9 protein-coding genes are annotated in these 12031 nt (G+C 60.0%); 5 read left to right on the top strand and 4 right to left on the bottom strand.

Translation table 11 applies throughout. From position 1 onward, the window contains the following. Positions 1-6: 6 nt before the first annotated feature. A complete protein-coding gene (locus PMI34_RS11275) occupies positions 7-1077 on the bottom strand; it encodes a sugar phosphate isomerase/epimerase family protein (RefSeq protein ID WP_008051001.1) in 1071 nt (356 codons plus the stop codon). A 112-nt stretch (positions 1078-1189) separates the two neighbouring features. Beyond that, complete coding sequence (pdxR, locus tag PMI34_RS11280; RefSeq protein WP_008050999.1) at positions 1190-2698, bottom strand: MocR-like pyridoxine biosynthesis transcription factor PdxR; 1509 nt, start codon at positions 2696-2698, stop codon at positions 1190-1192. Between the two features lie 329 nt (positions 2699-3027). Between pdxR and PMI34_RS11285 the strand changes: the two genes are divergently transcribed. The 5 genes from PMI34_RS11285 to PMI34_RS11305 all read left to right on the top strand — a co-directional run bounded on the left by PMI34_RS11285 (position 3028) and on the right by PMI34_RS11305 (position 11082). Further along, the gene (locus tag PMI34_RS11285; protein ID WP_008050998.1) at positions 3028-3900 is read left to right on the top strand and encodes a DNA/RNA non-specific endonuclease; all 873 of its coding nucleotides are present in this window, start codon (positions 3028-3030) and stop codon (positions 3898-3900) included. Between the two features lie 198 nt (positions 3901-4098). Further along, on the top strand, positions 4099-6282 hold the full coding sequence (gene speF / locus PMI34_RS11290; RefSeq protein WP_008050995.1) for an ornithine decarboxylase SpeF: 2184 nt from the start codon (positions 4099-4101) through the stop codon (positions 6280-6282). 132 nt (positions 6283-6414) lie between these two features. Beyond that, positions 6415-7755, top strand: a complete 1341-nt coding sequence (gene potE / locus PMI34_RS11295) for a putrescine-ornithine antiporter (RefSeq protein WP_008050993.1) — start codon at positions 6415-6417, stop codon at positions 7753-7755. A 48-nt stretch (positions 7756-7803) separates the two neighbouring features. Next, entirely contained in the window at positions 7804-8709 is a 906-nt protein-coding gene (locus PMI34_RS11300) for an amino acid ABC transporter substrate-binding protein (RefSeq protein ID WP_008050991.1), read from the top strand. Positions 8710-8958: 249 nt separating this feature from the next. After that, positions 8959-11082 (top strand): TonB-dependent receptor, encoded by a 2124-nt coding sequence (locus tag PMI34_RS11305; protein WP_008050988.1) that lies wholly within the window; start codon positions 8959-8961, stop codon positions 11080-11082. Positions 11083-11154: 72 nt separating this feature from the next. Here the strand turns inward: PMI34_RS11305 and PMI34_RS11310 are convergent, their stop codons facing one another. Together PMI34_RS11310 and PMI34_RS11315 are read right to left on the bottom strand one after the other, a co-directional pair. Beyond that, the gene (locus tag PMI34_RS11310) at positions 11155-11616 is read right to left on the bottom strand and encodes a thiol-disulfide oxidoreductase DCC family protein (RefSeq protein ID WP_032829726.1); all 462 of its coding nucleotides are present in this window, start codon (positions 11614-11616) and stop codon (positions 11155-11157) included. A gap of 18 nt (positions 11617-11634) precedes the next feature. Continuing rightward, positions 11635-11841: a co-regulatory protein PtrA N-terminal domain-containing protein gene (locus PMI34_RS11315; RefSeq protein ID WP_008050971.1), complete on the bottom strand. Its 207-nt coding sequence runs from the start codon at positions 11839-11841 to the stop codon at positions 11635-11637. Between the last annotated feature and the right edge of the window lie 190 nt (positions 11842-12031).

The raw sequence follows: 12031 nt of genomic DNA, 5'->3' as shown, positions 1-12031 counted from the left end.
TCAGGTTCAGGCGTTAGCGCAATGGGCCAGGGTCAACTCGGCCAGGGTGCGGAACTCGGCCAGCAGACCTCGTACGTAGGCGACCTGGTTGTTTGCCCAACGATGCTCATCGGCCAGCATTCGCTCCAGCGAGAAGCCTTCGGGCAGCGCGGTTTCACTCATTTCCCGGTACGCAATGAACGGGTCGGCGGCTTCGTCGAGCTGGCGGAACGCCGGGGCGACGTAGTGGTTTTCCTGCTCGAGAATGAAGGCGATCACCTGCGGGGTTGATTCGCCGAGCATCAGCAATTCGAACAGCATGCGTGCGCTGGGCAGGTCGTCTTCGTCACTGCCTTGCAGCACGCCGTAATGCCCGAAGCCGTTTTGCTCAGGCACGATGCGCACACCCTTGAGATGGGTCTGGCGTATGTGCGGGGCCAGGGCGCGCAGTGCCGCCAGGGGCTGTTCGCAGGCGTTGATCATGTTGCCGAAGTCGAACAGGGCGTGCAGGCGAGGGTGGTTCAGGCGGCCCAGCAGTTGAGCGATCTCGCCGCTCTTGAGTTCTTCATGCTGCTCGAAGTCGAAGAACAGGTCGTGCTCGTCTGCCTGTTGCGCGAGGTAGTGCAGGTCCGACTCGATCACGTCCATGACCCGGGACAGCGCCCCTTCGTAGCGTGAGTAGACACGGATGTTGCGGGTGCCCAGCGCCTTGGCGATGGCGATCACTTGATCGACATCCTTTTTCAGGGTGCTGCTGATTTCCAGATGCACATCGAGCCCGAGGGCATTGGCCTTGGCAGCGAACGCCTGAAGCTGCGCGGCGTTCATTTGGCTCAGGCTGTTTTCCTCACCGTCGAGCAGGTGCAGGCTCAGGCCCTGCAGTTCGTGGCGATAGGCGAAGTCCAGCAGGTCGCCAGGGGTGACACGGCCGTGGGTCAGGTTGGTCAGCAAGGGATAGGCATGGGCAAACAGGCGCAGTTGCGCCAGTCGGTCGAGCAACTGGCGGGCCAGTGCCTCGGTCAGTAGGGGGGGAGCCTCGGCCTCGACAGCCTTATGGCTGAGCAAGGCGTTGAATCGTTCCTGGATCTTATTGTTCATTCGAGTCGTTCCTGGTTCAGACACCGGGTCTACCGGCGCAGCCTTTATCGCGCCAGTCAGGAACTCTCGATAGATCCATTATCAGTTAAATCATAAGACCACTTGCCTTGGGTCAAGTGGCCGGCTGCAGGTAGCCCATTTTGTCCAGGGCCTGGGCCAGCGCTTCGACGCGCACTTCGGCCTGGTCCTCAGGGGTGCTGGCGAAGCCGATGAGCAGCGCCGGCGGCAAGACATGTTCGACGCAGTAGTCGCTCAGGGGATAGGTATGAATGCCATGCTCGCCAAGTTCCCTGGCCAGGGCGTCGTCGTCGAGATGCGCGGGTAACCAGGCGATCAGGTGCATGCCGGCTTCCACCGGCGTGATCCTGAAGAAAGTCCCCAGCCGTTTCTGCAGGTGTTCGACCAGTGCCTGCTGGCGAGCCTGATACAGGGCGCGCATTCGACGAATATGGCCGAGAAAGTGGCCTTCGCGCATGAAGTCCGCCGTGACGGCCTGGAGCAGGGTGGGCGGGCTGCGATCCATGACCGCCCGCAGGGTGCAGAAGGGGTCGATCAGGGCGTTCGGCAGTATCACGTAACCCAGTCGTAGCGAGGGGAAGAGCACTTTACTGAAGGTTCCGGCGTAGATAACCCGGGCCCATTGGTCCATGGCATAGAGTGCCGGCAGGGGACGGCCGTTGTAGCGGAACTCGCTGTCGCAGTCGTCCTCGATGATCCAGCTTTGATTCTGGGCGGCCCAGTCGATGAGTTCCTGGCGCCGCCCATAACTCATGGTGACGCCCAGGGGATGCTGGCGAGAGGGTGTGGTAAACACCAGGCGGGCGTCAGGGCACAGGGCCAGGCCTTGCCGGACATCGATCCCCTGTTCGTCGATACGCAACGGCACGACCTGACCACCCTGGGCCTGGAGCGCAATTCGCGCCGCGATATGCCCCGGATCCTCCATCCAGAAGCTGTCCTGCGGATTGAGCAACAGCATGCCCAGCAGGTTGAAGGCTTGCTGGGCGCCGGACACGATGACCACCTGATCGGCACTGCAATCAATGCCACGGGCATCGAAGACGTACTCGGCAATCGCCTCGCGCAGGGCCAGCAAACCTTGCAGTTCGCCATAGCCGAGCATGGCCTTGGTCGGCTTGTGCAGATGACGATTCAACAGCCGTTTCCAGACCGATTGCGGGAACGCATCGTAGGCGCTGTGGCTGGGCAGGAACGAGGTCGGGCTGCCGGTCGCCCAGTCGGCATAGGAAACACCGCGGAAATGATCGCTGCGCAACGACAGCATGGACTGGCTCAGGTCGGACAGGCGAGGAGGCTGGCGCTTGTGCTCATCATCCTCGATACCACGGCTTTCCCATTCATGGCCGACGTAAGTCCCGGCCCCGGTCCGCGACGTGAGAAAACCTTCGGCAATCAGTTGATCGAACGCATTGAGAATGCTGATTCGCGACAGCTGCAGCTCCTTGCTCAGGGTCCGGGTCGATGGCAGGCGCACGCCACCCTGAATCCTGCCGCTGAGAATCTGTTTGCGAATCTGCAAGTAGAGTTGGCGGTACAAGGGGATGGAGCTGGTACGGTCCAGTTCGATACCTGACAACAGCAAACCTGCGGAGGATTTCATTTTTGGTTCGTCTGGATGAAGTGTGATTTGGCCTGAATTGCCATCAGGCACCCGGGGGCGAAAGGGTATCGAGGGGTGCTGGATAAGTCATCCACCACAGCGTCACAATAATATGGCTGCTGAGTACGGCATTGCACTAACCGGTCTTGTCATGGTCCATACACCCCGCATGACCCTCAGCGGTCGAACCGACCGGCCCCGCATCGATAACTTGATCAAGGACAGCGAAAGCATGATCGCCGCCACATAATCAGCAAGCCCTCCACCCGGTTCCGTGAATCGGGCCTCGCCGTACGTTTATCCCTCAATCCCGTTCGAAGATTTAATCCATGTACCTACGCAAAATTGCAGTTGGGCTGTCGGCCCTTGTTTTGCTCTCGCCTGGGGCGCAAGCCCGCAGTCTGCTGGATCTGCTCAAGCCACCCACCGCGCAACATGAACAAACCTCCCGTTCGGGCTCGATCAGCCAGAAAGCGGCCCTGGACCTCTATTCAAACAAACAGAAACAGGCATCGTTTGACGGCTGCGCAGAACTGTTCCCGGCAGCGAAACCGATCAACACGGCCACGGTGCCTGCCTCCATGAAACCCATGGCACTGTGTTCCGACAACTTCGCGGTGCTGTACTCGCAAACCAGCAAGACCCCGCTGGTGGTGGTCGAACGCCTGAATGCGGCCCAGTTGCAGGATGCCAAAGGGGAGGAGCGCACCAACCAGTTCTACCCGGACCCGCGCATTCCCAAGAGTGGGCGCGCCGAGTTGAGCGACTACCGCAGCCAGCACCCGGCCGTGGACCGTGGCCATCAATCCCCGGCAGCCGATGCACCGAATCCCAATGCGATGGCCCAATCCTTTGCGCTGTCGAACATGGTGCCGCAGGACCCGACCAACAACCGCAAGATCTGGAGCAAGGTCGAGTCTGACGTCCGCAAGTTTGCCAAGCGCGCCGATGGCAACGTGTTTGTCTTTACCGGCCCGCTCTTTGACCCGGGTCACTCGACCATCGGCGACAACCAGGTCTGGGTGCCGACCCGCCTGTTCAAGCTGGTGTACGACGCATCGTCTCAACGTGCCTGGGCCTACGTGCTGCCTAACGCAGAAACCCGGATCGAGAAGCCGATGGACTATGAGACGTTCGTGAAGAGTACCGGGCTCAAGCTGCTCGGGAATCTGCCTGTGACAGGTTCCGCCGGGCGCACCTGATGGCTTGATGAACAGCACCCCAAAGGTTGGAGGCAACCGATGGGGTGTTGCATTCACCGATAAAATATCGGCAAGGGGTAACAGATTGTAAAAATGGACTATACCCAATAGGGCAATCGCTCCGGACCCGGGACATGACGCCTATGAAAAGGGTCGCCCCAGGAACTTCAACGTCAAGCAGACCGAGAGATTCTGGATATGAACGCTTTGAAAATCGCTGCCAGCGATGCGGTCCGGGAGTGTTTTGATAATTCCCGTGAAATCGTCCGGTTCGACCAGACGGACTTTACCGATGTCGCTGTCGCCGTGCTCTGCGTTGATGACTTGGCCGCCGGGGTGCTGGATGCCATCAAGCGCACCGGCTTCGACATTCCGATCTTCCTGGTGGCGTCTCAGGGCCGCAGCAATCGCTCCCTGGCGATTTACAAGCAACTGCAGGATGTCATCTTGCAGGTCAATGGAGTCTTCGACTTATCCAGCAATAATGCCGAATACCACGGCAACCAACTGGAGACCGCCGCCAAGGCTTACGAAGCAAGCCTGCTGCCGCCGTTCTTCGATTCGCTCAAACACTACACCGAGGCGGCCAACGCCACCTTTGCCTGCCCCGGCCACCAAGGCGGCCAGTTCTTTCGCAAGCACCCGGCGGGGCGGCAGTTCTTCGACTTCTTCGGCGAGACGCTGTTTCGCGCCGACATGTGCAACGCCGACGTCAAGCTCGGTGACCTGCTGATCCACGAAGGCCCGGCGCTGCTGGCGCAGAAACACGCCGCGCAGGTGTTCAATGCGGACAAGACCTACTTCGTGCTCAACGGCACCTCGGCCTCGAACAAGGTAGTGACCAACGCCCTGTTGACCCCGGGTGACCTGGTGCTGTTCGACCGCAACAACCACAAGTCCAATCACCAGGGCGCGTTGCTGCAGGCCGGTGCCACGCCGGTGTACCTGGAAACCGCGCGCAACCCTTACGGCTTCATCGGCGGCATCGACGCCCACTGTTTCGAAGAGGACTACCTGCGCGAACTGATCGCCGAGGTCGCCCCGGACAAGGCGCAACTGCCGCGGCCGTTCCGCCTGGCGATCATTCAACTGGGCACCTATGACGGCACCATCTACAACGCCCGGCAAGTGGTCGACCGCATCGGCAAGCTGTGTGACTACATCCTGTTCGACTCGGCGTGGGTCGGCTACGAGCAGTTCATCCCGATGATGAAGGACTGCTCGCCACTGTTGCTCGACCTCGACGAGAACGACCCGGGCATCTTCGTCACCCAGTCGGTGCACAAGCAGCAGGCCGGTTTTTCCCAGGCCTCCCAGGTGCACAAGAAGGACCGCCACATCAAAGGCCAGGCGCGCTATTGCAACCATCACCGGCTCAACAACGCGTTCATGGCCCAGGCCTCCACCAGCCCGTTCTACCCGCTGTTCGCCTCGCTGGATGTCAACGCGCGCATCCATTCCGGGCGCAGCGGCCTGCGCCTGTGGGAAGACTGCGTGAAGTTCGGCATCGAGGCGCGCAAGCTGATCCTCGAAGCCTGCACCATGGTCCGCCCGTTCGTGCCGCACAGCATTGAAGGGCGCGCCTGGGAAGACTATCCGACGGAAGAAATCGCCAACGACATCCGCTTCTTCGAGTTCCATCCCAAGGACCGCTGGCACGCCTTTGCCGGCTACGCCGAGAAGCAGTACTTCATCGACCCGTGCAAGTTGCTGTTCACCACGCCGGGCATCGACCCGGTGGACGGCAGCTACACCGACTTCGGCATTCACGCCGGCATTCTGGCCAACTTCCTGCGCGAGAACGGCATCGTCCCGGAAAAGTGCGACCTCAACTCGATCCTGTTCCTGCTCACCCCGGCCGAAGACTGGGCGAAGATGACCCACCTGGCGGCGCAGATCGCCCGCTTCGAACGCTTCATCAGCGATGACGCGCCGATGAGCCGGGTGCTGCCGGCCATCTACGCGCAGCATCAGGAACGCTATCGCAACTACACCATTCGCCAGCTCTGCCAGGAAATGCACGACTTGTATCGCCATCACAATGTGCAGCAGTTGCAGAAGGACATGTTCCGCAAGGAACACTTCCCGAAAAAGGCCATGAACCCGCAGCAAGCGCAGATCGAGTACATCCGTGGCAACGTCGAACTGGTGGCGCTGGCGGATGCCGACGGGCGCATTGCCGCCGAGGGCGCGCTGCCTTATCCGCCGGGCGTCTTGTGCGTGGTGCCGGGGGAGATCTGGGGCGGCGCAGTGCTCAAGTACTTCCTGGCCCTGGAAGAAGGCATCAACCGCTTGCCCGGTTTCACGCCGGAGTTGCAGGGGGTGTACCTCAAGCAGGAAGGCGGTCGTACCCGGGCGTATGGGTACGTGATCAAGGTCTGATGCTGCACGGGTCAGAAGCGTCCAACCTGCAAGGTTCATGTGGTCAAGCAGTAAGCGTTAGCCCCTGTCCGGCTGCGTGCTGTACGTCGCCAGACCCAGGTTCAAAACTCTGCAAAAGGCAAGGAGTTTGCGATGGCTGATTCAAGCAAGAAAATGGGCCTGATGGGGCTCACGACGCTGGTAACGGTCAACATGATGGGCTCTGGCATCATCATGTTGCCCACCAACATGGCTCAACTGGGTGCCGTCTCGCTGCTGTCATGGATCTTCACCGCGATCGGTTCGATGGCCATCGCCTACTGCTTTGCCCAGTGCGGGGTCTTCTGCTCTCGCTCCGGCGGCTTGTCCGCCTATACCGAAGAGGCCCATTCAAAGTCGGGCTTTTTCCTCTGCTCGTACCTGTACTTCCTGTCCCTGGCCATCGCCAACGTGGCCGTGGCCATTTCGGCGGTGGGCTACATGACAGCCTTCGTGCCCTGGCTGGGTAGCGGAGCCATCCCATTGTGCGTCGGCACGATCGGGCTGATCTGGCTGACCACCTTCGCCAACTTCGGTGGCCCTGGCATCACCGGCAAGATCGGTGCGTTCACGGTGTGGGGCGTGATCATTCCGGTAGCGGGCCTGAGCATCATCGGCTGGTTCTGGTTCAAGCCCGATGTGCTGGCCGCTGCCTGGAACCCCAACAGCCTGCCAATTTCCGAAGCCATCAGCAAAGCCATACCCCTGACCCTGTGGGCCTTCCTGGGTATGGAGTCGGCGGCCCAGGCCACCGACGCCGTGGAGAACCCCAAACGCAACGTGCCGTTGGCCTGCCTGTTCGGTACTCTGGGTGCAGCCGTGGTCTATGTGCTGTCGACCACCGTCATCCAGGGCATCATTCCCAACGCTGAGTTGGCCAAGTCCTCGGCCCCCTTCGCGCTGGTCTACGCCACGATATTCAGCCCGATGGTCGGCAATATCGTCATGGCCCTGGCGGTCATGGCGTGTGTCGGCTCGCTGCTGGGCTGGCAATTTACCCTGGCACAAACGGCGAAGATGACGGCTGACCAGAACCTGTTCCTCAAGCTGTTCAGCAAGGTCAACTCCATGAATGCGCCCGTCGTCGGCATGATCGTCTGCGGCGTACTGCAGACCCTCATGGCCCTGTCGACCATCTCGCCCGATGCCGCTGCCCAGTTCAGCAAGCTGGTCAGCCTCGCGGCGGTCACCAACCTCATCCCCTATATCACTGCGCTGACGGGCCTGCTGGTAATCATGCACAAGGCCGGGGTCTCGTCGGCGATCCACACGCGTAACGTGGTGGTCTTGCTGATCGCAGTCACGTACTCCTTGTACGCCCTGTATGCCTGCGGCAAGGACGCAGTGATGGGCGGCACCCTGGTGCTCGCTTTCGGCTACCTGCTCTATGGATTCCTCGCCAAGCGTTTCACCGAAGCGCCAGCGGCCAACCAGGCCAGGGCCGCAAACCCTTAGGCGTGGCCAACAGGACTGCACAGACATCTGCATACGGGGAAACCGGACATGAACGTACCATTTGCCACAACCACCAGACTGCTGCTTGCCTTCGCACTCTCCACGCTGCCGCTAGTGGCGGGCGCCAACACCCTTGAACGCGTGCGCAGCAGCCACACCTTTACCCTGGGCTACTTGCCGGACCTGGCGCCCTTCAGCAAGCAGGAAGGCGACAAGGCCAGCGGTTATGCCATCGACCTGTGCCTGAAAATCGCCGACAAGCTCAAGAGCGAACTGGGTCTGCCCGACCTGCAAGTGCACTACCTGCCGGTCACGGTTGCGGACCAGATCAGTGCCGTCAGCCAGGGCAAGGTGGATATCCTCTGCACGCCGACTGCGCCTACCCTGGAACGGCGCAAGATGATCAGCTACTCCATACCGGTCTACACCGCCGGCCTCTCGGTCGTGGTACGCAACGATGCTCGCGAATCACTGCTCAATGTGCTCAATGGCAAGGTCGCCAATACCGGCCCGACCTGGCGTGCCAGCATTAACAACGGTCTGGCCAACCAAACCTACGCGACCCTGGAGGGGGGTGTGACCGAAGACTGGATTCGCGAGCAGATGCGCCTGCTCAACGTGATCGCTACGCTGGTGACCGTGGCCAGCAACGACGAGGGCGTCAAACTGGTCACCGAGGGCAAGGCCGATGCCTTCTTTTCCGAACGCATGCTGCTGCGCAACGAAGTCGCCAAGGAGGGCGCGGCCAAGAACCTGATGCTCCTGGACCGAATCTTCGAGTACTCGCCGGTGGCGATGATCGTGGATCGCAACGACGAAGACTTTCGCTTGCTGGTCGATATGGCCCTGAGTGAAGCCTATTACTCGGGTTTCATAGAAAAGGCCTACGACCAGTACCTGGGCGGAACCAACGCTACCGTGAAAAAACTGTTCAGGGTCTATGCATTGCCCTGATGCCATCGTGAATCAAAGGCCGCCTGCGGGCGGCCTTTTTCATATGCCTGTTCGGCCGAGCTGCAGCCGTCAACTCCGAGCGTCAGATATTGAACTGTAGCCGCCCGAGGCTTGGCATCCGGACGGAGCGCTTCTGTCGACCACCCATTCAATTGAGACGATCGTTCCGGGTTGTGTATCGGAATGATATGTATTTACTTACAAAAGATAATCGTTATTATTCGCGCGATAATTCATACAAAGGTGTCCATGGTGGCTCGATCGCGCATTTACCCAGCCTCTCTGTCGTTGCTGGGTGTTCTGGTTGTACCTGATCTACAGGCAGAAACGGAGTCTGCTCTAACCCTACCGGCAACCGCTGTGAACAGTGAGTACAACGAGCTGAGCTACATGCCGACCGAGAGCAGGAGCGCACTGAAGATCGATGCGCCGCTGCGTGATATCCCGCAAACCGTCAACGTGGTTCCCCAGAGCGTCATCAAGGATCAGGGGGCGCGGTCGATGGAGGACGTACTCAAGAACGTCCCCGGTATCGGTCTGTCCAATGGTGACGGTCAGCGCGATCAGGTCACCATCCGTGGTTTCAGTGCCATTGGCGACATGTATGTCGATGGCATTCGCGACGATGCGCTGTACTTCCGGGATCTTTCCAATGTCGAGCGGGTGGAAGTGATCAAGGGGCCGGCTGCGGTGCTCTATGGCCGAGGTTCTTCGGGGGGGCTGATCAACAGCATCAGCAAGGCACCCAACTTCGCACCCAGGCAGGAGGTCGGCGTCAGTGTCGACAGCGAGGGCGAAAAACGCACTCAGTTCGATGCCGGTTGGGCCGATCAGCAGCACGGCGATAAAGCCTTTCGTGTGACGGGCGCGCTGGAGAACAGTGACACCTTCCGGGATGACGGCTACACCGACCGCAAGGCCATCGCACCTTCGGCCTACTTCAAGCTCTCGGATGATCTGGATCTGAACCTGGGCGCTACCTATCTGTATGACAAGCGTCTGATCGACTTCGGCATCCCTGCATTCGGCGACCGTCCGGTCGATGTAGACCGCGAAAAGCGCTTCGGTGCCGCCGACCCGGATGATGACTACACCCGCAGCGAGGTGTTCTCGTTCACGGCGGGTGTCGACTACCGGATCAACGATGCTTTCAGCCTGAGCAATACCAGTCGTTACTACCACTACGATCTGGATCGCAACAACACACTTGCTGACTCCAGCCCGACACGTTTCGTCACTGCTCCCGATGGTGAACTGCTGGTGAAACTCAATCGCGGCAACGTACAGCGCAAGGAAGACGGCTGGTTCAACCAGACCGAACTCAAGCAGCGCGCCGTGCTCGCCGGGATGAACCATAACCTGCTTTATGGTGTTGAGCTGGGGCGTCAGGTGAAGGACCAGTCCGTTTTCAACCAATCCAACGTGGCCAGGGTGCCGGTGTACCGCGATGCCTTGGTCGATGTGCCGTTCCAGGCCAATCGGCAAACTGCCAAGGGCACCAATACCCAGGACACCGCCGGATTCTACGTGCAGGACCTGATCGAGCTGGCGCCGCAGTGGAAGGCTCTGCTGGGTGTGCGTTATGACGTGTTCGACCAGGAATACGCCGATGACCTGACGCACAGCGAGCTGTCCCGCACCGATACGACCTGGAGCCCGCGAGTCGGCCTGGTCTACCAGCCTGATCAAGTGCAGTCCTATTACGTGTCGGTGAGCCGTTCCTACCAACCCTCCGCCGAGATGTTCGCCCTGAGTACAACGAACCAGGATCTTGAACCAGAGGAGACCACCAACTTCGAGATCGGCGGCAAGTGGGACCTGCTCGACAATCGCCTGGCGTTGACGGCGGCGTTGTTCCGCCTGGAACGCACCAATATGAAAACCAGCGATCCGGCGAACCCGACCAAACTGGTGCTTGCGGGGGAGCAGCGCACCGATGGCCTTGAGCTGACCGCCAGCGGGCAGTTGAGTGACAAATGGCAGGTCTATGCCGGTTACGCCTTTCTGGATGCCGAGATCACCAAGTCCAACAGCTTTACCAACGGTGTCGCCAACGAAGGCCAGGTACCCACCTTGACGCCGCGCCACAGTGCCAACCTGTGGTTGGTGCGTTCGCTGACGCAAACCTGGCGTGTGGGCATGGGGGCCAACTATGTCGATGACCGCTATACCGCGCTGGATAACAATGTGGTCATGCCGGCTTACACAACCGTGGATGCCGCGCTGCTGTACAACGAGCCGAAATGGGACATGGCCCTGCGGCTGCGCAACGTTTTCGACAAGGACTATTACGCTTCGGCGCATGGTTCAGTGGATCTGATCACACCCGGTGCCCCACGGACGCTGGAGCTGAGCACCAACTATCGCTTCTGAGTCCAGACCTTTAGAACAGACGCCCGGCATTGTCGGGCGTCTTTTTTGGGGGGATTGCCCCTGAAGGGATAGTCAGTTTCTCAAGCGGGGCGCTTTCAAAAAGCGCTGTTCATGATCAGGATCCGGCAACAGGCAGGTGTCGTATTTCCCGAAAAGCCGGTAACGATTAATCGCAATGCGGTCGTATGCCCAATCTCGAAGCTTGCGTGGGAAGATGCGCAACAGGTTCACAGGGCGCCAGGGTGCGGGCAACCGGGCGATGATTTCGAATAAAGCTTGCGAACGCTCCCAGTAGTGTCGGTCGCGGATCACCGCCATGGTGTGGAATTGATCCAGGGGCAAACCTGCCCATGCGAGCAGAGCCTGCCCCTCGGGTGACTGAACCGCCGCCAACCGCAGGCGTCGCTGGCGGTCGTGGCGGATCAAGAACCTCACCCAGCCATTGCATAGTTTGCAGACACCGTCGAACAAGACCACCGTCTCTCCTGGTTGGAGCAGCGGCGCGGGTGAGGGGCGGGTTAGCGAGACTGGCATTGGGGGGCGCTACACCGATCAGCTGTTGGTGTGATCGGTCGCCTTGGCCTTGCTTTGAGCGACAGCGGCTTCAGCTTTCTGCTTCTGTGCAATCTGGAAGGCTTCCATCGAGACTTTCCGGGCCGACTCCATGCGTGCGAAGGTCTTGTCACCGCCACCTGTGGCCATCGCCAGGGAAGAGGCGGTCAGAGCGGCGATTACGAAGAGAGCTTTCATGGATTTCATTTGGGTATCCTCAAGTGACATTTTGTAAACAGCTAAAAGCGTGATTCATTTACTGAAGCTGAACGTCCTTGTTCACGCTGGCCTCACCAGCCAGCCAGGGCAGCGTTGCCCATTGTCCAGGTGCCTTGCTCCCTGCGCGCTTGGGTGTCTCTGCTTTTTGCCCAGGCAGTGAGCAGTACCATCGCCCCGA

Origin of the sequence: Pseudomonas sp. GM74, from assembly GCF_000282455.1 — a bacterium.
In the GTDB taxonomy this organism is placed as follows: Bacteria; Pseudomonadota; Gammaproteobacteria; order Pseudomonadales; family Pseudomonadaceae; genus Aquipseudomonas.
Note: the sequence above shows the minus strand (reverse complement) of the source record. Positions and strands in the feature narration are given on the sequence as shown.

Bases quoted from the DNA above. Each gene is read 5' to 3' on its own strand.
- PMI34_RS11275 (WP_008051001.1), bottom strand. From the start codon at position 1,077: ATGAACAATAAGATCCAGGAACGATTCAACGCCTTGCTCAGCCATAAG.
- pdxR (WP_008050999.1), bottom strand. From the start codon at position 2,698: ATGAAATCCTCCGCAGGTTTGCTGTTGTCAGGTATCGAACTGGACCGT.
- PMI34_RS11285 (WP_008050998.1), top strand. From the start codon at position 3,028: ATGTACCTACGCAAAATTGCAGTTGGGCTGTCGGCCCTTGTTTTGCTC.
- speF (WP_008050995.1), top strand. From the start codon at position 4,099: ATGAACGCTTTGAAAATCGCTGCCAGCGATGCGGTCCGGGAGTGTTTT.
- potE (WP_008050993.1), top strand. From the start codon at position 6,415: ATGGCTGATTCAAGCAAGAAAATGGGCCTGATGGGGCTCACGACGCTG.
- PMI34_RS11300 (WP_008050991.1), top strand. From the start codon at position 7,804: ATGAACGTACCATTTGCCACAACCACCAGACTGCTGCTTGCCTTCGCA.
- PMI34_RS11305 (WP_008050988.1), top strand. From the start codon at position 8,959: ATGGTGGCTCGATCGCGCATTTACCCAGCCTCTCTGTCGTTGCTGGGT.
- PMI34_RS11310 (WP_032829726.1), bottom strand. From the start codon at position 11,616: ATGCCAGTCTCGCTAACCCGCCCCTCACCCGCGCCGCTGCTCCAACCA.
- PMI34_RS11315 (WP_008050971.1), bottom strand. From the start codon at position 11,841: ATGAAATCCATGAAAGCTCTCTTCGTAATCGCCGCTCTGACCGCCTCT.